The sequence below is a fragment of the Fibrobacter sp. UWB4 genome (assembly GCF_002210345.1).
Classification (GTDB): domain Bacteria; phylum Fibrobacterota; class Fibrobacteria; order Fibrobacterales; family Fibrobacteraceae; genus Fibrobacter.
The window spans coordinates 49,967-72,381 of sequence record NZ_MWQI01000006.1; the positions used below are offsets into that span (position 1 = coordinate 49,967).

Genomic DNA, 22,415 nt, shown 5'->3' on the forward strand with positions numbered 1-22,415 from the left:
GATGTTGAAAAAACTGTACTTGGTGTGTGGCGTGGTGGCTCTTGCCTTGGGTTGTTCTGGGACTTCTACGGAACCGAATACTTTTACGGGAGGCGGTGTTTTGTGGAATCCTGAGGCGGGTGACCTGGCTGTCAATACGGCCGTTTATGCTACGACATGGCCGAAAGGTGCTGTTGAAAATGGTCACTGGTTCTGGGAAGTACAGACTGATGTTGAGGATGGCGGCCTTTCGATGATTGAATGGCCTGTTGCCCCAGGTGATGGTGCAGATCCTTTGGCTCCTATTATCGAGACTTGCAGCGGTATTTGCGGAACGGCTGTTTTGAAAACGGGTGATTTGTATTACCATCCGTTTGTATCGCTTGGATTCGTTCTGGCAAATAATGAAATTGGCGAATCTGTGCCGGTAGATGTCTCGAATTGGGGTGGCATCTGCGTTTCCTATTCGTCTGATGCAAGTCCTACGCTGGAGCTGGATCTGGGCGAAGAAGTGAATGAATCCCTTGGTTACGGTCAGCCTGCTGCTGCGTTGCCTAAAACGTACGATGGGGCTGTTGTTTCGAAATGCTTGAGCTGGGATGATTTCTTGATACCATCTTGGGCGAGGGCGAATGTCCCTGCGTACTGGAAGGGAAACGCTGGCGCGAAGGCTGCAAAGCAACTCGTTGCTGTTCGGTTTAAATTCCAGGCGATTGAAGGCGGGTATAAGTTTAACATCAAGTCTGTAAGGACTTTGTCCGGGGTTTCTTTTGACTATGGTTATCTGCAGCCTCCTGTTGATGATTCTGAGGATCGCCGAGGCTCGATTGGCGGGGATGGCGATAAAACGGACTCGGTTGACGTAAAGCGCCGTTCTGGAGATCTAGTCTATGAGGCTCTTGATTCGGTACTGGATTCATTGCTTAGCGGGGTGACTGGTGATGAAACGGAAGGTCCGTGGTTCTGGAGCATGGATGACGAAGCTCTCTATCTGAAGCACAATTTTGAGGATAATGAGCCTGATGCGTCTGTTCGCCTGTTTCAGCTGAAGGATGGGGTTGAAAAGCCTGTTTCGGTAGAAAACTTGAATTGGGAAGAGATGTGTCTTGCTTATAAGTCGAAAGAATTTTTGACATTGAAGTTTAACTTAAACCGTATGCCGAAAAATTTGCTTGGCGATAGAACGTCAATTACATTGCCGATAGGCCAGTTTGGAAAAGATAATTGTGTCAGTTCAGATGACCTTCCGGTAATGCTTTCTGGCTTGCTGCAAAGCTCTAAATGATTTTTTAAACTCCTTGGGGAGGAGGACAACAAAAGGACCCGGCGAAAGCCGGGTCCTTTTCCAAACAACAGGAGAATTAGTTTCTTAGCGGAGCTTGATCTGCTTAACGCTCTTCTGGCTGCCCATCTTGACGATGAGGACTGCTGCGCCGCGAGCGCTTGTATTCAGCTGGACTTCGTTTGCGCCGGCCTTTGCGTTGAAGCTTTGCTGAGCGATAATCTGACCCATGCTGTTCATGAGCGTTGCGGTACCGCGTGTAGCCTTGTTGGTGTTGAAGGTGGCCTTCACTGTACCCGGCTGCACGTTTACGAGCATTCTGGATGCGGCGACAGCGCGCGGCATGCAGATTCCGATGGAACCCTTGCCCCAGTCGCCATTTGCGTTTGCCGGGATGAGTTCGCCCTTGGCGATACCTTCCAGCTTCGGCTTCTTGGTGTTGAAGTTCTGGAGTGTGTCTGCGGTGCCGTCGGCCTTCCAGAGGAGGATGTTGTCGAGGTACATGTCGCCAGTGAATTGTGTGCCGTAAACGTTGATGCCGATGGCATTAACCTTGGAAAGGTCCGTGAAGGCGAGCTGATCGTCGCCGTCGCCGAATTCGATCTTGTAATTCTTGAAGGTTCCGAGGTCATCGACGTTACCGAGGCTGATTTCCTTCCAGTCCCAGCTGCCGGACATGTTGAAGAGGGAAACGCTTGCCCAGCCGTATTCGCCGCAGCCATCGCGGGTTGCGTCCAAGCACGGGCCTGCGGATTCGCCTGCGACTCGCATGTCGAAGGAGATGGCTACGTACTGGCTCCAGCTCTTGTTGACGTCGATACGCATGGTGCCTGCTTCGCTAGAGTCGGACTGTACGGTCTTGTAAATGATGTGGAGGGCGTTGTTGCCGTCGGTGATTTCTGGGTTTTCCTTGATGGTGGAGTCGATGGAATTGCCCGGAATTGCGGCGAGGTCGTAAGCTTCGCGCATGGCGTTGAGGGTTTCGTAATCGGTGATGTCGCCGACTTTACCCTGGTACTTGTTGGTCTGGCGGCGGATAATGGTGAAGTTGCCGTTGCCTTCATCGCCGGTATCCCACACGCAAGGGACGAGGCCGTTCTTCTTTGCTGCTGCGACCGTGTAGCCGTACCAAGCGGCGCGAGCCTTCAGGTGGGTTTTAAGATTGTTGCCGGAAAGTTCGTCGAGACGCTTGACGGCACCCATTTCGCCGATCACGACCGGGATGCCCTTATCGTAGAAGCGAGTCTTGAGGCCGCTGAAGAGCTGGTCGATGGATTTCTTGGAGCCGAGAGCCGAGCCGGAGCATGTGTGGGCTGCGTCGTTACCTGGAGTCTGGTCTTCCCAGTAGTAGAACATCTTGCCCCAGTCTTCGTCACCGCTAGTCATCAAGGAGAACTGATAGGGATAGAAGTGGACTTCGGCCATGGTGTAGCCTTCGCCAGCCGGGTCAACCGGGTAAAGTTCAGAGAGGAGCGGAGCCTTGTCAATTTCGGTACGCGGGGACTGCACAACCACGATACGGGTGGCGTTGTTGCCGCCGGTGGCGCGCACAGCCTTGAGGCAGGCTTCATGGAATTTCTTGAGGACCTGCATACGGGTGGCGTCGAATGCCCACTGGCCGTTGTCGGCACCGCCGTTCCACGGGTCGTTTACGCCCGGTTCGTTAGCGGAAGCGAAAATGAGGTGTTCGTCGTAAGCGGCGAACTTGGTGGCGATTTGGGTCCAGTAAGATTCCTGCTTGGCGGCGACTGCGTCTGCAGAGCTGTTTACGAGGCCGGTCTTGTCGTAGCCTTCGCCGTCAAAGACGTGGTCTTCGAGCCAGCCGCCGTCCCAGTGGCTGTTCAAAATGGCGTACATGCCGTTGTTGATGACGAGGTCCACGACCGTCTTCACGGAGTCGAGCCAGCCAGCGTTGATGGTGCCGTTGGAGGCGTGGGAGTCCCAAGCGCAAGGAATACGCACGGTCGTAAAACCAGCGTCCTTGATTGCCTTCACGTAAGCGGCGTCCGGGAACGGGTTGCCCCAAAGGGTCGGATTTTCAGGAACTTCCATCGTGTTTCCGATGTTGTAGCCGAGACCCATCAGAGGATAAATTTCGGTTGCCTTGGGAAGAGCAAATGCCGAAGCTGCGGCCAGAAGGATCGAGCTAGCGGCGATGCCAAAGGTGTTCAATCTCATGTCTAAGACTCCTTGTTGAGACTTGTGATTGGGTGCCGTTTCGCTGGAATTTTTATGATTTTAGAAATTTTTTGAGAACATAATTGGGCGTTGTAACCTGATCTCAAGCATCCCTTTTTCTCATACACGCGAGAATACACCCGTATTTCGCTTTATAATATACTTGAAAGCGATTGAAATCGCAACAGAAAAATTATTTACATAGAAATAAATAGCATGTTTGTAAGAACAAACGTGGTCTAAATCACGTCTGTCTGAGAACTTTTTTTGAGAACATGAGATCGGCGCGGGAGCCGAACGGTTCTGTGAGTCAAAAGCGACCCGTATAAACGGGTCGTGTTGACGAGAGCGAGGCGATGAAGGAATATTTCGAGTGAATTTGAGCCGAACGGTCTTTTAATGTGCTTCGAGCCAGTTTTTGCCGAATCCGACGCTCGCGACGAGTGGAACTTTAAGTTCCATGGCGCCCTCCATTTCGGACTTGACCATGGCAGATAGCTCTTCGACTTGATCCTTCGGGCACTCGAACACGAGTTCGTCGTGCACCTGGAGCATCATGCGGAGCGGGAGGTTCTCATCGTTGATGCGTTTTTGGATGCGAATCATGGCAATCTTGATGAGGTCGGCAGCGCTGCCCTGCACGGGGGTGTTCACGGCCATGCGCTCGGCCATTTGCGATTCCATGCGGTCGGAACTGTCAATGCCTGCGATGTAGCGGCGGCGGCCCGAAAGCGTTTCGACGTAGCCGTCGCGGTGGGCGGCTGCCTTAGTGTCGTCAATGAACTTTTGTACGCCCTGGTACATTTCGAAGTAGCCGTCGATAAAGCTCTTGGCCTGTGCCATTGGAATTTTCAAATCGCGGGAGAGGCGGAAGGCGGTCATGCCGTAGAGCACGCCGAAGTTCACGACCTTCGCGTCGCGTCGCATGTCGGCGGTCACGTCTTCGAGGCTGACGCGGTTGATGGCGGCGGCCGTGCGGGCGTGGATGTCGATGCCTTCCTTGTAGCTTTCGATGAGGGCAACGTCCCCGCTCAGGTGGGCGAGCATGCGGAGCTCAATCTGCGAGTAGTCCACTGCGAGAATCACGTTGTTCGGGTTCTGCGGTACGAATGCGGCACGGATTTGCTTGCCGAGATCGCTACGGACGGGGATGTTTTGCAAGTTCGGGTCGCGGCTCGAAAGGCGGCCTGTCGCGGTACCCCACTGGATAAAGCTCGTGTGGATGCGCTTCGTGTCCGGATTCACAAGCGTCGGGAGCACAGAAACGTAGGTGCTCTGCATCTTCTTGAGTTCGCGGTATTCGATGACCGCAAAGACAATGGGGTGTGCACTGCGGAAGCTGAGTTCTTCGAGGACGGCTGCATCGGTGCTGCGCTTTTTGATTTCGGGGAGGCCGAGCGTGTCAAAGAGCACTTCGCCGAGTTGCTTGGGCGAACCGATGTTGAACTCGCAACCCGCCATGTCGCAGATTTCTTTTTCGAGCTTTTCGATGCGGTGCTGCAAATCGGTTTCGAGCTTCTTGAGAATCTTGGTATCGACAAATGCGCCGACGCCTTCCATCTGGTAAAGCACCTTGAGGAGCGGCATTTCTTGGCTGAAGAAGTACTTTTCGTAGTCGTACTTCTGGAGCTTCATGCGGAGCGGAGCCCAGAGGCGGAGCGTGTAGACGGCGTCTTCGGCGCCGTATTCGGTGGCGTCCTTGATGGGGGTGCGGTTGAACGTGATTTGATTCTTGCCGCGTCCGATGAGGTTTTCAATCGGAATCATCTCGTGCTGCAAAAGTTGCATCACCTGATTGTCGAGGCCGAGCCCGGTTTGGCCGGGCGAGAGCATCCACGCGGCAATGAGCGTATCGACAATGTTTGCGGAATCGATTTGCTTTTGCGTGAGTCCGAAGGTGCGGGCGAGAACGTGCAAGTCGAATTTCGCGTTGTGGAAAACGAGGGAACGCTTGCATGCTTCAATAATCACGTCGCTATTGCAAGAGTCCGCGCTTTTTGAACTGCCGCCGTGTTGCTTGGAACTGCTGGCGGGGAGTGAGCAAGAATCGTTCCAAAATTCGATGAACCACTTTTGGGTGGCGTTGAAGTCGAAGTTGCCGCCTTTGCCGGCAGGGTACGGGAATCCAATGTCATCGGTATGCCCGAGCGGAATGTAGTAGCCCTTGGGAACGCAGCCATCTTTTGCGGCTGCGGCAAGGCAAAGCCCCACAATGCTGCATTGCATCGGATCGAGTCCGTCGGTTTCGGTGTCGATGCCGATTTCGGTCGCCTTGTCGAATTCCTTCTTCATTTGCTCGAATGTTTCTTCGTTGTCAACGCAGATGTAGGTGGGCGGAATGTCGGCGGGTGGTTCGGCAGGCTCACCAACCTTGTTGTTCTCGGCCCCCGTCGCTGAGTCGTCGGAATCGTCGTTGCGTACAAAACCAGTCTTGCTCGGAACGTTTTCGAGCAAGCGGATGAGGCTGTTGATTTCGTGTTCCCTGAAAATGTTTTCGAGCGTGTCGCTGTGGATGCCGCAGAATTCGAGTGCATCGAGATTGCCGTGGTAGGCGCGCTTTGTCTGTAGCGTCACAAGTTCGCGGCTGAGGAACGCCTGTTCCTTGTTGTTCGCGAGGTTGTCGTGCAAACCTTTCTTCTTGATGTTGTCGAGGTTTGCGTAAATGTTGTCCATGTCGCCGTATTCGGTCAACAGCTGGATGGCGGTCTTGGGGCCGACTTTCGGGACTCCTGGAACGTTATCGCTCGAGTCTCCCATGAGGGCGAGGTAGTCGCGGATTTTTTCAGGCGGAATGCCGTATTTTTCGAGGACTTGCTGTGGTCCAAAATCGATGCCGTCGGCGCCTTTTTCCAAGTGGAAAAGGTGGATCTTGTCGGTCACGATTTGCGACATGTCCTTGTCTTTGCTGATAATCACGACGTGGTCAAAACCGGCTTTGACGGCGGCTTCGGCAGCGCTCGCCATCACGTCGTCGGCTTCGTAGCCCGGTTCTGACAAAAGTGGGATGCCGCTTGCTTCCATCGATTCGCAGAGAAGCGGCATTTGTGCCGCCATTTCTTCGGGCATGGGGCCGCGATTGGCCTTGTAGTCCGGATAAAGTTCGTGGCGGAAAGTCTTTGTGTGCGCGACATCGCGTGCAATCGCAAAATGCGTGGGCTTGTGCTTTGCCAAAATGCGGAGGACTGCACCCCAGTAGCCGTGCATCATGGAAACGTCTTCGCCCTTGCTGTTGACGAGCGGGTTCTGGCTGTATGCGTAGAACATGCGGAACGCGAGTGCGAAAGAATCGAGAAGTAGTAAAGTCTTTTCTGCCATACTGGGGAATGTAGAAATTAGTAGGTAGTAGGAAGTAGGAAGTAGGCAGGAAATTGTGAGAGAAAAGTGCTTGTGGGTGTTGCGCTCGTGAACTTGCTTGCCTGTATAACCGAGCCGAAGCGGTTTGCTCGGAGTGAAATTTGTAGGCAGTAGACAGGAAATTGTAGGAGAAATGGGCTTGCGAGTGTTGTGAAAGGCTGCGATAAACTCAAATTTTTGAAAAATGGCGAAATTTACGTCAAAAAAGCTTGATTTGCGTTTGTTTGACGTAAATTTGTGATGTTGTCTGCAATGTTTTTGCCTGAAACTTAGTTTTTGGTTAATGTTTTGTCCGTAAAATGGCTGAAAATGGTGTTTGATTGTTTTGAAATGATTCTAAAAATTGGAAAAATGGAGGATTGTATCTGAAATTTTGTTAATTTATTTTGAATTTTACGTAAATATCTTATGCTTCTGTGGCTTTTTGACGTAAAATTTGCTCAAATTTCAATTTTTTTGTTTAAACACGATTTTGTACAAACGCTTTGTGCAGATTCTTGATCACATCGCTGGGGAGCATGCTGAATGCGCCGAGTTCTTCGCGCGTGATGCGGCCTGCTTTCTGGTGCAAAAGTGCGCCGAGTATGGCTGCTTCGGGAGTCGCCAAACCTTGTGCGAGGAGTGCTACGATAATTCCCGAAAGCACATCTCCGCTCCCGCCTTTAGCCATTCCAGAATTTGCAACAGGAATGATATAGACATTCCCGTCTGGCGAGGCAATATATGTTGGAGCGCCTTTTAGCAAAATGACTTTATCTGTACTTTGAGCGATTTCTCTTAAACGGCTTGGGGTTTCACAGCAGTTGGCAGGAAGTTCTCCGAAGAGTCTTGCAAATTCTCGCACGTGTGGCGTCAAGATTGCTGGCGATTGCAAATTGTGCAGGTATTCGATGACGGCCTGAATTTTCGACTTCTCGTCGTGATGTACCATGCCGTATCTGGGGCTTGTGTCGTCCAACATTGCAATTGCATTCAAGGCATCGGCATCAATGACTGTTGGCGCCTTGAGCTGCGGGAGTAATGCGAGAACGGCTTGTACCGTGCCTGCGTTTGTCGAAAGCCCGGGGCCAATGGCAATTGCGCTTGCGTATTTTGCGCGTTTTAGCAATGTCGGAATGTGCTCTTGCTGCAAAGTCCCGTGATTCTCGGAATTTTCGTCGTTTGCCCTATCTTCAAGACTGCAAAAAACTGGTTCTGAAAGCTTAGTCTGGATAATCGGCGCAATCGCTTCCGTTGTTGCAAGCGTAACTAATCCCGCGCCGCTGCGGAGCGCGGCTTCTGTGCAAAGCGCTGCTGCGCCCGGCATGTCTTTGGAACCTGCGATGATGAACGCTGTTCCTTGATTTCGCTTGTCGCCCCATTCATCGCGCTTGGGCAAAAGTTGCGGAATTGCTTCTTCTGTGACGAGGTAATTCTTTTCGTCAAATTGCAGGACGACTTTGTCAGGATAGCTTAGCGGGGCGACAACTGCTTTTCCGAATGCGGGGCCACCTTCTTTAGTGTAGGCGTCCAAACGCGGGAATCCGAACAGCATGGTTTCGTTCGCGTGAATGCAAATGTCATTGCGAACATGCGCTCCTGAATCGTAACCTGTGGGCGCATCTGCGGCAATGACAGGAAGCATGCTTTCGCTGATGATTTCTACGGCTGTTGCAAATTCCAGGCGAAGTTCGCCTTTAGCGCCGTTTCCGAGCATGCAATCGACGATGAGCTTGAAACCGTCGTGCAAAAGGAGCGATGCTTGCCTGGGTTCTTCGTTGATCTTCTTGAAGTCAAAAAGAGAACCGCCTGCCTGCAAAAAATCGTCAAGCGCTAATTTGGCTTCGTTCTTGAATTTGCTTTCTGGAGCAAGGCTAAAAACTGTACTTTGGATCCCGCCTTGCAAAAGAAGTTTTGCAAGTACAAGCCCGTCTCCGCCGTTGTTCCCGCTACCGATAAAAATGGCGATGGGCGCAAGTGCTTTTGATTGCACGAACTTGAATAATGCAAGGCCGGCCTCTTGCATTAACGTGTATCCGCTTTGGATGACGTCGTTTTCTGAAGGATCGCTCGCCGTCTTTTTTGCTAAAAATCCTTTTGACGCAGCGTCGAGATTGCGCATGCCTTCGGTCGAAAGGACCGGCTGCAAATTTAAGGACTGGAGCGAACGCATTTTGATTAAATGAACCAGTAGGTGATACCTATCTTGTACATCATCGTGTGGGCGCCCTTGAGATTGAGCGTTGACCAGCTGCTGTTGTCATCTTTGCCGGGCTTGAAATCTTCATCGTAGTAATATTTAACATCGGGGAAAACTTCGTTGAATCCCATGTACCAACGGAATCCGATGGATAAGTTGTCTAAAACATAGTATCCCGCGCCGATATTGATGCCAAGTTCAACTGGGGCTTGTTCGATATGTTCGAATTCCATGCCGCCATCAATCTTGTAACTTCCGTGGACGTTGATTGAAATTTGTGGACCGACTTCAAGATAGAACGTATTTGTGATGGATCCGCGCATGAAAAATGCGAGATCGATAAACATTTGGTTGTAGCTTCTGTAAAGGTTATCTTCTTCGTCTTCGTGGTTCAGGTTCAAAAAGCGGAACGCGATTTCTGGAGAGAAGTTCAGGCCGTCGATGATGTCAAAACGAAGTGTTGCACCAAAATCGCCGCCAAAACCGCTCGGCTCGTCTAGACCGTCGGAAAGATCTTTAAATCCCCAGAAATTTCCGAAAATAAATGAAGCTTTTGCGCCGATGCCGATATTGCCTTTCTTAGGTGCAGGAACAGGCTGTTCGTCGATAGGCATGGCGTCGTTGGTTTGTGCATCTGCTGCGGGCTGTGCGTCGATGGGCGCTGCCGCTTGTGCTGGGGCTGTTTGTTGTGCGTCGATAGGGGCGGCTGTCGTTGGTTGTGCGGAAACAATGGCTGTTGCGCAAAGTGCGGTCAAAATGACGGTTGCAAATTTCTTCATAAAAACTCCTTTTTGAGGCAATTCTGATGATTGACCCCTAACTTGTAATGAAAATATAATAAAGACGGCGTTGCATTGTTGTCGTAATAGACGCTAAAGAGTCTTTTTGGAGGGAAAGTGACCCTTGCCATGTTAAATGAAAATATGTATATATGAATTGTTGTTCATGTATTTAAACTATTAAAAACGGGTATGGATATGCATAAAGAACCGAATACGCAAAATGTTTCGCTCGATACGCTATTTGAACTGTCTGAATTCTTCAAGTTCTTTGGCGATACGACGCGCATTCGCGTGATTCACTTGCTCCTTTCGGGCGAGATGTCCGTGAGTGCCATTGCTGAAAAATTGAACCTTGAACAGTCTGTGGTGAGCCACCAGCTGCGTATTTTGCGCACGGCGAATCTTGTGAAGCCGACTCGTGACGGCCGCAAAATTTATTACTCGCTCGATGACGAGCATATCGGCGAGATTTTCAATACGGGTCTTGCTCACATTTTGCATAAGAAGAAGGGCTAAAAATGAATTTTGTTACTGATTTTGTCTGGGAATTTATCACACTTTTTTCGGAGATGGCTCCATTCCTTTTGCTTGGCTTTTTGCTTGCTGGAATTTTGCATGTATGGGTGCCGAATCATTTGTATGTGCCTAAGATTGCAAAGTCGAATTTTGCGTCGGTGCTCTGGGCGGCAATCTTTGGCGTCCCGCTTCCGATTTGTAGCTGCGGTGTGATTCCGACATCGATTGCAATCCGCAAGGAAGGCGCAAGCAAGGGCGCTAGCGTGAGTTTCTTGATTTCGACTCCTGCGACGGGAGTGGATTCCATCTTGGCGACGTATTCGCTGTTGGGACTCCCGTTCGCTATTTTGCGCCCGGTGGCGGCGTTTGTGACGGCGCTGTTTGGCGGCGTTCTGACGAACTTTGCAACGCGTGGTGAACCTGTAGAAAATGCTGCTGCGGTGCATGCTGATTCGGCAGTGAAACACGAACATCACGATCATGAACATCACCACGACCATGATGATTGCGACAATGATCATTGCGAATGTGGCTGTCATCATCACGAACACGAACATTGCGGTTGCTGCTGTGACGATGACCATGAACACTGTGAATGCGGCGGCCCTTCGGCAGGCTCAGGGACCTTCACGGGAAAGATTAAAGAGACGTTCCGCTATGGCCTTGTGAACATGGTGGGCGATGTGAGCAAGTGGCTCATGATCGGTCTTGTGCTTGGTGCGTTGATCTCTGCATTTGTTCCGAATGAACTGTTCCTTGCGCTGCGTGAATACCCGATTCTCTGCATGGTCTGCGTATTGCTTTTGGCAATGCCGATGTACACGTGTGCTACGGGTTCCATCCCGCTTGCACTTGCCCTTGTGGCGAAGGGAATTACTCCGGGGGCAGCCCTTGTGCTTTTGATGGCTGGGCCTGCAACGAGTATCGCTTCGATGCTTGTGGTCGGTAAGGCTTTTGGCAAGCGCACTCTCGCTGCATACTTGTTCTCGATTGCATTTGGCGCGATGTTCTTTGGCTTTATCGTCGATACGTTCTTTATGGACACGTTCCTCTCGGCGATGCTCCCGCAAGGTGCTGCGGATTGCCATGGACACGAGGCTTTAGGCGTGTTCGATTACGTTTGCGCTGGACTCTTGGCTGCATTTATGCTGTACGCAAAGTTTGCACATAAGGGCTGTGACGGTCATTGCGGTTGCGGCTGTGGCTGCGGCGATTCCTGCAAGTGCGCGGACTCTTGCGAAGATGACCACGATCACTGTGAATGCGGCGACTCTTGTGGATGCCACGAACATGGTGAACACGATCATCATGAGCATCATCACGAACATGCCGAGCCGGTCTCTAAAACCTACCGCGTGAACGGCATGAATTGCAGCCATTGCAAGGCTTGTGTCGAGAAAGCGGTTCGCCCGCTCGATGGGGTTGTATTTGCTGAAGCCGATGTTGCAAGCAAATCGTTGCACGTAGAATGGCACGACGACGATGATATCGACGAGACCGCTTTGAAAACGGCTGTTGAAGAAGCTGGCTTTGAATTTGTCGGAGCTGCTAACGCTTAAAATTCGCGTTTCCAGCTAAGCGCTATTCTATCAAAATACCATTCGCGTCCAGATTTTACAAGGTGAGGTTCTTCCTCACCTTTTGTGTGTTCGGTCGAGAAACTTCTGCGGCTTGAAATTGTTGTGGAAACGATCAAAGAATTTTTATCGTTCAGGGCGAGCTTTACGATAAAGTGAAGTTTGGCTATCATGAATTTATTGTAAGTATCGGCAAACTGTCCATAGTCTTTTTTGCTGTATTGCCCGTAAAGATTTGCCATGATGCCGACCATTTCGACAAATAGGGGCATCTTGTAGCCGATCATCGCTGTAAAATCGTAACCTAGTCCGTTTACATATCCTTCAGTGTTTTGCCAAGCCCAAAAAGTTCCTTTGTCTATGCCTGTAATTCCCTGATAGATCATTTGGTAATAGGTGTATAGGATGACGTGCGTCCAGTCGCCTTCGATAAGAGCGCCTGTATCGAACTGGAATGTTGCGCCGAGCCAGTGCGTGTGGTAGTAGTGCGTGAATGGAGTCAGGTTTTCGTATTTGCTGTTCTGGAATTTACAAAAGCCTTCGAAACCGAGTAAATTCCAGCCGGTTCCTATGCTTGCGCCAGCGTCAACAAGGAGGAACGGCAATGGTGAAAATGTGACGGTTACGATTGGGCGGATGGTGAGCGGCGAAAATTCCATTGAACCTTTTAGTTCGACATCGGCGCTGGATAGAAGTGCACCTTCGCCAAGCGGGGTGGGGATCGTGTATGAGGTTGCCCAAGTTGCTTTGGCGAGAATCCCGTCGAATGGGCCGGTCACTTTGGCGAAGTGATCGCCACCTTTTTTGTAATTGCTTTTGAGGTAGTATGCTCCATCAACGGTTAGCGTGTGCTCGAATTTTTTTTCGTCTTCGGCAAAGGAATGCGTTGCCGAAAACGGAAGTATTATGGCGACAAATGCCGCTGTCGTAAATACACCTGAAACTTTTTCTAGAAGAGAATATTTCATACCAACATCCTCTTCTAATATAATCTAAACTTCGCCGATGTGTGCAAGTTTTAATAGCGGCATTCCGGCCTCTCGGCTTTCGTCGAGATTGACCGTGAAATCGATGCTCCAGTCGTTAAAACCTTCTTCGTCCTGGAGCATTTGCTGTATCTGCATAATGTTCCCTTCGTACGTGACGATAGTGTGGCTGAGTGCTCGACCTTCTACGTCCATGCGGAACTTGTGGTGCTCGGCAGTGTAGGCGGCCATCGTTTCGATGAGTCGTTTTTCCGTCCACGGCGTTCCTTCGGCATCGGCTAAAAGCTCGCCTTCGGCAAGGTCGTCGGCAAGACTGTCCAGGACATCCGAGAAGTCTTGCTTTTGCAAACTCATCATAATCTGGAAAATGCGCTGGCGTACCATGTTGAGGAATCGCTTCTTGTCGTACGTGATGTCTGCGGCGGCCTTGTCTGCACCGAAAGCCTTTTCGACTTCGTCTTCGGAAGCGCCTTCGTCCAAGCGCTTCTGGTAATCTTCCGGGTGCGCCATCTTTTCCCATTCTTCCAAGAGGCTCGAGTCCACGCGGCGGATCATTTCGCCGAGGTAGTCCTGCATTTCCAGGAGTTCTTCGTTCTTGTAGCCGTCGGGTACGGTCTGAGAAAGCACCTTGTAAACGCCGTTCAAATGGCGGAGCAAAATGGCTTCCATGCGCTGCAAGTTGTATTGCTTCACGTAACCGCTGAATGTCGTGAAATTCTCGAACATCTCGCGCACGATGGACTTGGGTTCAATGTTTTCGTCCACCCACGGGTGAATGTCGGCAAAAGCATCGAACGTGTCGTAAATAAAATCACGCAGCGGTTTCGGGTATTCGACTTTTTCAAGCTCTTCGAGGCGCTGGTTGTATTCCATGCCTTGTGCCTTGAGTTCGTTCATGCGGGCATCGCGAGCCTTGCTCTGCTGGATGCGCAAAATGGCTTCGGGATTTTCGAGAATGCTTTCGCACAAGGTAATGACGTCGAGTGCGTATTCCGGCGAATCCTTGTCGAGCTTCGGGAGCGTGTCGAGCAGGTACAGCGAAAGCGGCTGGTTCATCGAAAAGTCGTCTTGCAAGTTCATGTTCACGCGCAAGTGGCTGTAGCCTTCGGCAACGGCGGGCACAAACTCGATAATCTTCTTTTCGACGAGACTCCTGAACAGCAAAAAGGCGCGGTGCTGCAATTGCTTCTTGCTTGCTGCACTTTCGTGGCAATCCTTGAGGAGTGCTCGCATGGCGCGGCAACCGTCCGTCGGTCGGCTCAAGATGTTCAAAAGCATTCCGTGGTTCACCTGGAAACTTGAAGTAAGCGGTTCCGGTGAAGCGTCAATCAAACGCTTGAACGTGTTTTCGTCAAACGGAATGTAGCCGTGTTCTGGCGGCTTACGCTTTTGGAATTTTTTGCCTGTCGTGCGCGACTTCGCTTCGAGTTTCAGATTCTCGATGACGTGCTCGGGCGCTTGTGCGACAACGTAGCCGACGTTGTCAAAACCTTTACGGCCTGCGCGGCCTGCGATCTGGTGAAAATCTCGTGCGGTCAAAATGGCGGTCTTGTCGCCGCTGTACTTGCAGAGCTGCGTAAAGAGCACTGTGCGAATAGGCACGTTCACGCCCACGCCGAGCGTGTCCGTTCCGCAAATGACTTTGAGCAAACCTTGCTGGGCGAGCTTTTCGCAAAGGATGCGGTACTTCGGCAAAAGTCCCGCGTGGTGCAGTCCGATGCCTTGCTTGAGCCAGCGCTTGACATCCGGACCGTACGGGCTAGAAAAACGGATTTCTTTAATGGCTTCGTTAATCTTGACTTTTTCTTCCTTAGTGCAGAGGTCCAGACTCATGAAGTTCTGGGCATTGCTGGCGGCAGCGGCTTGCGTAAAGTGTACCACGTACACGGGAGCCTTGCCTTCGTTCACGAGCTTTTGCACTTCGGTCGAAATTTCGGTGGTGCTGTAGCTGAAGTCCAGAGGCACCGGGCGCTGCGTGGAGCGGACGGTCACGGATTCACGACCCGTGTGCTTGGTCATGTCGCGCTCGAAAAATTCGGTGGCACCGACAGTCGCACTCATCAAGAGGAATCGGGACTGCGGGAGCGTCAAAAGCGGAACCTGCCAGGCGACACCGCGTTCGCGGTCGGAGTAATAATGGAACTCGTCCATCACGATGTCGGTAATGGTAAGCGTTTCTCCTTCGCAGAGCGCCATGTTCGAAAGAATTTCTGCGGTACAGCAGATGATGGGGGCGTCGCGGTTGACAGTCGCGTCGCCGGTCGAAAGTCCGACGTTCTCGGCGCCGAATTCCTTGCAGAGCGCCATCCACTTTTCGTTCACTAATGCCTTGATGGGGCAGGTGTAAACGCTTCGGCGGTTGTGTACAAGGCTGTCGAAATGGAGGGCGAGCGCAACCATCGACTTTCCGCTTCCGGTCGGCGTGTTGAGGATAACGTTCTTGCCGTCCAAAAGCTCAAGAATTGCTTCTTCCTGGGCGGGGTAAAGCGTCGTTCCGCGGGCTTCTGCCCACATCATAAATTGTTCCAGAACGTCTTCGGATGATATATCAGAACGGTGTCCGTTGACTTTTTCGAGAAGTTCATTCAAAAAATCTTTAAGAATACGCTTGTTTTGCTCTGCCATAATGCCCCAAAGATAACTCTTTTGAAAATAAATCGAAATAAGTTTACTATTTTCAAATGAAAGGAGATTTGTAATGAAAGGAATCGTACTTGCTGGAGGGTCCGGCACGCGTTTGTATCCGCTGACGATGGTCACATCGAAGCAATTGTTGCCGGTCTATGACAAGCCGATGATCTATTATCCGCTTTCGACGCTTATGTTGGCGGGTATTCGTGATATCCTCATCATTTCGACGCCGACGGACTTGCCGAATTTTGAACGCTTGCTTGGCGACGGTTCTGCAATGGGCCTCAACTTGAGCTACAAGGTGCAGCCGAGCCCGGATGGACTTGCACAAGCCTTTATCCTGGGTGAAGAATTTATCGGTAACGATTGCTGCGCGATGGTCCTTGGCGATAACATTTTCTACGGAAACGGTTTCAGTCAGCTTTTGAAGGATGCCGTCAAGAATGCCGAAAAAAATGGCCGTGCAAGCGTATTTGGCTACTATGTCGAAGACCCGGAACGTTTTGGCGTTGTGGAATTTGATGACCAGGGCAAGGTGATTTCTGTCGAGGAAAAACCGAAGGAACCGAAGAGCAATTACGCCATTACTGGCCTTTACTTCTATGACAACCGCGTGGCAGGATTTGCCAAAAAACAAAAACCGAGCGCTCGCGGCGAACTGGAAATAACCGACCTCAACAAGACTTATCTCGACAAGGGCGAACTTGACGTGAAACTCCTCGGTCGCGGTTTTGCGTGGCTCGACACCGGCACGATGGATAGCCTCATCGAAGCGGGTGAGTTTGTTAAAATGGTCGAAAACCGCCAGGGCATCCAGATTTCTGCTGTTGAAGAAATTGCGTACAGAAATGGTTGGATCAGCAAGGAAAAGCTCCTGGAATCTGCGGCCAAGTATGGCAAGTCGCCTTACGGCCAGCACCTCAAGAAGGTTGCCGAAGGTAAGATTCACTACTAATCTGTTAACGATGTTGTTCTAATTGCTTTGTAGCTCGGCTTTGCGGTCGGGCTTTCTTTGTATAAAGAAAATTTTTGTTATATTATTTCAATTCAAGCTCAAAAAGAAGGAGGAGAGCGATGAACCTTGTTCGGTTCGTATTGCCGATATTGTTTTTGGCTGCATACTGTTTTTCAAATCCAGCCCGTAACGTCACATTTCCGTTGAAACAGCCTGACGGAACAACGGTCCAGGTTCGCCAAGTGGGGGATGAGTATTTTCATTTTTATGAAACAGTGGACGGCTATATTTTGCAAGAAGATAAGCTTGGTTTTTACGCCTATGCTGGAGCTGATGGTAAATCTTCTGGAATCTACGCTCGAAATGCGGGGGCGCGCAATCAGGCCGACAAGGAATTCCTCTCAAGCCTTAATGAAAAATCGATTTATGAAAAAATGCTAGAAGATGCATCGCGTACTGAAAAATACAAGCTTGATGCACCTATGTTTTCTAATTCTCCAATAATGCGTTTACCTGAAGTAAATAGATCAATTACGCAGGGCGATGTCCGTGTACTTGTAGTTCTTGTCGAATATGCGGATGTGAAGTTTAAAAGTGCAGATCCTAAAACCCAGTTTAATGATTTCCTGAATAAGGAAGGGTATAATGAATATTATAATATTGGAAGTGTTAGGGATTACTTTATAAAAAGTTCCAATGGAGTGTTCCGCCCTACTTTTGATGTATATGGGCCTGTAACGGTTTCTGGAACGCGAGCTTCTTATAGTGTGGAATCTACTAGTAGTTTGAATTCCGGTGCGGCTAGAATGATTATATACGAAGCTTTGGATATGCTGAAAGATGAAATTGATTTTAGCTTGTATGATAAAGATGGCAATGATTGGGTCGATTATATCGGCTTGATCTATGCCGGTGTTGGATCTAATGGTTCGGGTGTAAAAGAAGCTATTTGGCCACATAGTAGTTCTTTAGATTATACCATAGAACTGGGTAATGGCAAAAGTGGTTATAGATATGCTTGTGCAAATGAAATAAATGTGACTGCGTATTACTACGATGAAACAACGGATATTATAGAGGGTATAGGCACAATGGCTCATGAATTTAGCCATGCTCTGGGACTGCCCGATTTGTACAATACCAAGTATAATGATGGTTGGGATCGTGGTACGCCGAGTGTATGGGATGTCATGGATCAAGGATCGCATAATTGCCCAGATAATGAAGACTATGCGACCGATTGTGCACCTCCGCTTTATTCCGCATTTGAACGCATGTCTTTGAATTGGCTTTCTTCGGTTGAACTTGATTTTGAAGGTGCTGTGAAACTGGATAAAATTGAGGAAAATGTAGCTTATCAGATTACTAATAAAGAAAATCCAGATGAATTCTTTTTGCTGGAATACCGAACGAATAAGGGATGGGAGTATCAATTGCCGAATTCAGGATTGTTGATTTGGCATATTGATTATCTACCTTCGGTTTGGAGAAGGCTTACTCCTAATAATGATAGAAGTCACTTGCGAGTGGACATTGTTGAGGCCGGTCCAGATTTTTGGCCTCGTGAATCGAACTCGTTCCCGGGAAGTGATAATGTAACTGAATTTGATCAGTTTGTTTTTTGGAATGGACAAAACATGAATATTACGCTTTCTGATATTAGTGAATCGGAGGATAAAGAGTATGTTACGTTTAATGTTCGCATAGAATCAAGTTCTTCTGTTGAGTCGTCGTCCTCTGAAAACTTGTCGAGTTCGGAAATGGAGTCTTCAAGCAGCGAAGAAGAATCTTCATCGTCCGAAATGCAAATTTCTAGTTCTGAGGAATATTCCTCTAGCTCAGAAACGGCTTCTTCTAGCTCCGAAGAGCCTTTGTCGAGCTGTGCTCCTGAATCGTCTTCGTCAGAACAGTCTCTGTCGAGTTCGGAAGTGGATTCTTCGAGTTCTGATGTGGAATCGTCTTCTTCTGAAGATGTAGAATCGAGTTCCAGCGAAGGCATTGTTGGCGTTTCTTCGAAGATTCTGGCTCAGGGAATTCGCGTGAATGCGAAAAATGGGGCTATTTATGTATATGCTCCGCAGCAAGGCCGAAAAGTGGTTAGAATCTTCTCGCCGATCGGTAGTTTGCTGCTCGAACGGGCGATGGATGGCTCCGAGCTTGTTGTAAACGACAAGATTCTTGGGAAAATGGGATTGATTTTGTCTGTAAGTCAAGAAAATAGGGCTTTATTTACGGGAATGATTAATACGCGCTAGTTATGGTATTTTGAAAAATGTAATTTTATTGTAAGTAAATTGCATTTTGTTAAAATAAAATAACTGTAATTTGTGGTTAAATGTGTTAATTTACTTTTAAAAGTGTTATTTTATATATGTGTGGTACTTTTTTTAAGAAGGAGATAAATATGAAAAAAGTTACTCTGTCAGCTGCAATTCTGACGTTGGCAATGATGGGCTGCTCTGATTCAGGGCTGGATAACTCTGTTGCTTCGGCAAACGAAGTGAATGCCGATCAGGGTCGTGCGCTTTTGGCTAAATTAACGCCAGAACCGATTTCTAGTGGCGAAGTTGGCCTTGAACATTCCGGATATAAAAGATATGTGTACCCGGAAGATGGAATTGCTGTTAGAGTGCACTCGAGACCTGATGACTTTACCTGGAAATCGAGAGGTCGAGCTACAATTTGGGTGGAGACTTCCGTTGCTGCTGATTTAGCAACTATTGTTTCTGTTGCCGTTGCTGGATGCACTATGGCGAACAATGGCGATGTGACTTGCGCGCATCATAGAGCCAATTGGGATTCTAAGGCTGCAACCAGGGGTTTTGACGTTTACACTGCAGAATTGCCCGTTCCCTATGAACAAGTGGGCGTCGTGGCGGCTTATGGAGCTGTGTGGAATCTCGGTAAGCCGAGCCAGAATGAGTTTAGTAGCGTGACTTATGGTGGTACTCTGCCGGATAGCTTGGCTTATTCTGTTTACCAAAAGTACGTTTTGCAGGCTGTCTACAATATTAATCATAGACGCCCCATCGACGAAATTCCGTAGTCCGTTGTCTTAGGACTCTCTTTGGTAAAAAAGAACTTAGCTTTGTTTAGTTGAGTTCTTTTTTATATGTATAGATAACTGAATTTTTAAATGTAAAATAATGCTAGTTTATAAATGAAATTTTTAGCTTATATTAATTGATAGAATTGCTCTGTTTATAAATTGTTGATAAATTTGATTGTTTTTTTTTGAAGTTATAGTAGATTTTGTTGATAACATGTTGTTTGTTTAAAATAAATTTTATTTTTTTTAATATTTTATCTTGATTATGTTATAAAAATGAATATATTTTGTTTACCTCATATAACATAAGGAGATAATATGAATAAAATTACCTTGTCTGCCGCGATTTTGGCAATGACGATGATGGGCTGCTCTGATATGGGCGTTGATAATTCTGTTGCTTCCACGAACGATGTGAAGCAGGAACAGTCTCATAATTCCTTGGCTAAGGTTAATGGAACTCCCTACGTTTTCCAAGAACCGTTAGCTGCCGTTGCCCCTAATGGTGGGCTGTTTAGTAATTCTAAATGGCTTCATTATCCTAACGTAGGTATTGATTTTACGGTAAAAACGTATATTGATCCGGGTTCCTTCATTCCTGTTGGTGAACTCCATATGGATAATGGCCCAACTCCCGATTACTTCCGTATAACGACTTATCCTCTTTATAATTGCGGAATAAGGACGATTAGTAAGAAACGTCAAGCTTCTTGCAATATATACAATTACAACAATTTAACAGTTGAAGTGTTTCCTAACGTAAGAGACGGTGTAACGCAAACGGATAATATTGATTCGCCTTTCCATCCAGGTAATGGTTATCAATATGAACAGTTGAATGTTATTACTTACTATATTGCTGTTTGGAATGAAGGTAAATCAAATCAGGTTATTTTGGCAGGCACTATTTACAATGGCAATCAGCTCCAAAACAGTCCTGAATTGGCTCAGATGGCTTATGAAAAGTACTTCCTTCCCGCTCAGAATTACTGGATTGTCACCCACTAGTTCTATTTCCTAGTCCTATTTTGACTATAAGGAACTCGGCTCTGCGCCGGGTTCTTTTTGCATAGGAAAACAACCAAAGACAAAAGTCCAATAACCATTGACTATTGACAATGACTGACAACCAAGTTCTAGCTTTTACCCCACTTCCTACATCTTACATTTTGCCGTCTACGGAGTACCTTTCTATATTTCCCATGTAAATTGGAGAAATGCATGAAACGATCTATTGTTATTACAGGCGGAGCAGGCTTTATCGGTAGCCATGTCGTGCGCCTGTTCGTGAACAAGTATCCTGAATACAAGATTATCAACCTCGACAAGCTTACATACGCAGGCAATCTCGCAAACCTCAAGGATGTCGAAGATAAGCCGAACTACAAGTTCGTCAAGATGGACATCTGCGACTTCGACGCGTTCTACAAGCTCATGCAGGATGAACAGGTCGATGGCATCATCCATCTTGCGGCAGAAAGCCATGTGGACCGTTCCATCAAGGATCCGTTCACTTTTGCTCGTACGAACGTCATGGGCACGCTCACGCTTTTGCAGGCTGCCAAGCTCTACTGGGAAAGCCTCCCGGAAAAGTACGAGGGCAAGCGCTTCTATCACATTTCGACGGATGAAGTTTACGGCGCTCTCAAGATGAACCACCCGGAGGGCATCACGCCTCCGTTCACGACGACAGCCTCCAGTTCGGAACACCATTTGGCTTACGGTGACGATTTCTTCTACGAGACGACGAAGTACACGCCGCACTCCCCGTATTCTGCTTCGAAGGCTGGCTCCGACCATTTCGTGCGCGCGTTCCACGACACCTACGGCATGCCGACGATCGTCACGAACTGCTCCAACAACTATGGCCCGTACCAGTTCCCCGAAAAGCTCATTCCGCTGTTCATCAACAACATCCGCCACAAGAAGCCTCTCCCGGTTTACGGCAAGGGCGAAAACGTTCGCGACTGGCTCTTTGTCGAAGACCACGCCCGCGCGATTGACGTGATTTTCCACAATGGCAAAATTGCTGAAACTTACAACATCGGCGGCTTCAACGAATGGAAGAACATCGACATCATCAAGGTCGTCATCAAGACCGTCGATAAGCTCCTTGGCCGCGCCGAAGGCGAAGACCTGAACCTGATTACCTACGTGACGGATCGCCTGGGCCACGACGCCCGCTATGCGATTGACTCCACCAAGCTCCAGAAGGAACTCGGCTGGGAACCGTCGTTGCAGTTCGAAGAAGGCATCGAAAAGACTGTGCGCTGGTACTTGGACAACCAGGAATGGCTGGACAACATCACGAGCGGCGACTACGAAAAGTATTACGAAAAAATGTACGGAAACAGGTAATGGGAAAGTTTAATTTCATAAATACTGAAATTGAAGGCGTAAAGATTATTGAGCCGACCGTGTTTGGCGATGCCCGCGGTTACTTTATGGAAACCTACAGCAAACGCGACTTTGCCGAAGGCGGCATTGATGTTGACTTTGTTCAAGATAACGAGTCGCGTAGCAAGAAGGGTGTTCTCCGCGGTCTCCATTTCCAGAAGCAAAATCCGCAGGGCAAGCTTGTTCGCGTGATTGAAGGCGAAGTCTTTGACGTGGCTGTAGACCTTCGCAAGAACAGCAAGACCTTTGGCAAGTGGGTGGGCGTCACGCTCTCCGCCGAGAACAAGAAGCAGTTCTACATTCCCGAAGGCTTTGCTCACGGCTTTGTCGTGCTTTCCGAAACGGCTTCGTTCGTTTACAAGTGCACCCGCTTCTATGCCCCGGGCGATGAAGGCGGCCTTATGTGGAATGATCCTGAAATTGGCATCAAGTGGCCGGTTGGGGATGGTTTTGAGCCGCTTCTTTCTGAAAAGGATACGAAGAACCCGTGTCTCAAGGACCTAGGTTTCGCGTTTGACTAAAGGCCAATGACTATTGGCCATAGACCATT

The 22,415-nt window shown here is 48.9% G+C and carries 15 protein-coding genes; 9 read left to right on the plus strand and 6 right to left on the minus strand.

All coding sequences use genetic code 11. The annotated features are described in order from the left end of the window. The first annotated feature begins 1 nt into the window (after position 1). A complete protein-coding gene (locus B7990_RS10185) occupies positions 2 to 1,264 on the plus strand; it encodes a hypothetical protein (protein WP_088640851.1) in 1,263 nt (420 codons plus the stop codon). An 84-nt stretch (positions 1,265 to 1,348) separates the two neighbouring features. Here B7990_RS10185 and B7990_RS10190 read toward each other — a convergent pair whose 3' ends face one another. The 4 genes from B7990_RS10190 to B7990_RS10205 form a co-directional block, all read right to left on the minus strand. Continuing rightward, complete coding sequence (locus tag B7990_RS10190; RefSeq protein WP_088640852.1) at positions 1,349 to 3,439, minus strand: glycoside hydrolase family 5 protein; 2,091 nt, start codon at positions 3,437 to 3,439, stop codon at positions 1,349 to 1,351. A gap of 396 nt (positions 3,440 to 3,835) precedes the next feature. Beyond that, positions 3,836 to 6,754, minus strand: coding sequence for a DNA polymerase I (gene polA, locus B7990_RS10195; protein ID WP_088640853.1), 2,919 nt, complete (start codon positions 6,752 to 6,754; stop codon positions 3,836 to 3,838). Between the two features lie 499 nt (positions 6,755 to 7,253). After that, a complete protein-coding gene (locus tag B7990_RS10200; RefSeq protein WP_088640854.1) occupies positions 7,254 to 8,945 on the minus strand; it encodes an NAD(P)H-hydrate dehydratase in 1,692 nt (563 codons plus the stop codon). 5 nt (positions 8,946 to 8,950) lie between these two features. Continuing rightward, positions 8,951 to 9,751 (minus strand): outer membrane beta-barrel protein, encoded by an 801-nt coding sequence (locus B7990_RS10205; protein ID WP_088640855.1) that lies wholly within the window; start codon positions 9,749 to 9,751, stop codon positions 8,951 to 8,953. 192 nt (positions 9,752 to 9,943) lie between these two features. On the opposite strand from B7990_RS10205, the gene B7990_RS10210 reads away from it, so the two are divergent. Together B7990_RS10210 and B7990_RS10215 are read left to right on the plus strand one after the other, a co-directional pair. Further along, positions 9,944 to 10,270: a helix-turn-helix transcriptional regulator gene (locus B7990_RS10210; RefSeq protein WP_254917473.1), complete on the plus strand. Its 327-nt coding sequence runs from the start codon at positions 9,944 to 9,946 to the stop codon at positions 10,268 to 10,270. A 2-nt stretch (positions 10,271 to 10,272) separates the two neighbouring features. After that, positions 10,273 to 11,829, plus strand: coding sequence for an SO_0444 family Cu/Zn efflux transporter (locus tag B7990_RS10215; protein ID WP_088640856.1), 1,557 nt, complete (start codon positions 10,273 to 10,275; stop codon positions 11,827 to 11,829). On the opposite strand, the gene B7990_RS10220 is transcribed toward B7990_RS10215, so the two are convergent. Together B7990_RS10220 and B7990_RS10225 are read right to left on the minus strand one after the other, a co-directional pair. Further along, positions 11,826 to 12,815, minus strand: coding sequence for a hypothetical protein (locus tag B7990_RS10220; protein WP_088640857.1), 990 nt, complete (start codon positions 12,813 to 12,815; stop codon positions 11,826 to 11,828). The two genes, B7990_RS10215 and B7990_RS10220, sit on opposite strands and share 4 nt — an antisense overlap. Before the next feature lie 24 nt (positions 12,816 to 12,839). After that, positions 12,840 to 15,458, minus strand: a complete 2,619-nt coding sequence (locus B7990_RS10225; RefSeq protein WP_088640858.1) for an RNA helicase — start codon at positions 15,456 to 15,458, stop codon at positions 12,840 to 12,842. A 73-nt stretch (positions 15,459 to 15,531) separates the two neighbouring features. Between B7990_RS10225 and rfbA the strand changes: the two genes are divergently transcribed. The 6 genes from rfbA (at position 15,532) to rfbC (ending at position 22,386) form a co-directional block, all read left to right on the plus strand. Then, on the plus strand, positions 15,532 to 16,419 hold the full coding sequence (gene rfbA / locus B7990_RS10230; RefSeq protein WP_088640859.1) for a glucose-1-phosphate thymidylyltransferase RfbA: 888 nt from the start codon (positions 15,532 to 15,534) through the stop codon (positions 16,417 to 16,419). Positions 16,420 to 16,538: 119 nt separating this feature from the next. Further along, complete coding sequence (locus B7990_RS10235; RefSeq protein ID WP_088640860.1) at positions 16,539 to 18,674, plus strand: M6 family metalloprotease domain-containing protein; 2,136 nt, start codon at positions 16,539 to 16,541, stop codon at positions 18,672 to 18,674. Positions 18,675 to 18,865: 191 nt separating this feature from the next. After that, positions 18,866 to 19,465: a hypothetical protein gene (locus B7990_RS10240; protein WP_141099256.1), complete on the plus strand. Its 600-nt coding sequence runs from the start codon at positions 18,866 to 18,868 to the stop codon at positions 19,463 to 19,465. Positions 19,466 to 19,786: 321 nt separating this feature from the next. Then, complete coding sequence (locus B7990_RS10245; protein ID WP_088640862.1) at positions 19,787 to 20,476, plus strand: hypothetical protein; 690 nt, start codon at positions 19,787 to 19,789, stop codon at positions 20,474 to 20,476. Between the two features lie 213 nt (positions 20,477 to 20,689). Then, on the plus strand, positions 20,690 to 21,826 hold the full coding sequence (locus tag B7990_RS10250; RefSeq protein WP_088640863.1) for a dTDP-glucose 4,6-dehydratase: 1,137 nt from the start codon (positions 20,690 to 20,692) through the stop codon (positions 21,824 to 21,826). Next, positions 21,826 to 22,386, plus strand: a complete 561-nt coding sequence (gene rfbC / locus B7990_RS10255; RefSeq protein ID WP_088640864.1) for a dTDP-4-dehydrorhamnose 3,5-epimerase — start codon at positions 21,826 to 21,828, stop codon at positions 22,384 to 22,386. Before B7990_RS10250 ends, rfbC begins: the two co-directional genes overlap by 1 nt. The last annotated feature ends 29 nt before the right edge of the window (positions 22,387 to 22,415 follow it).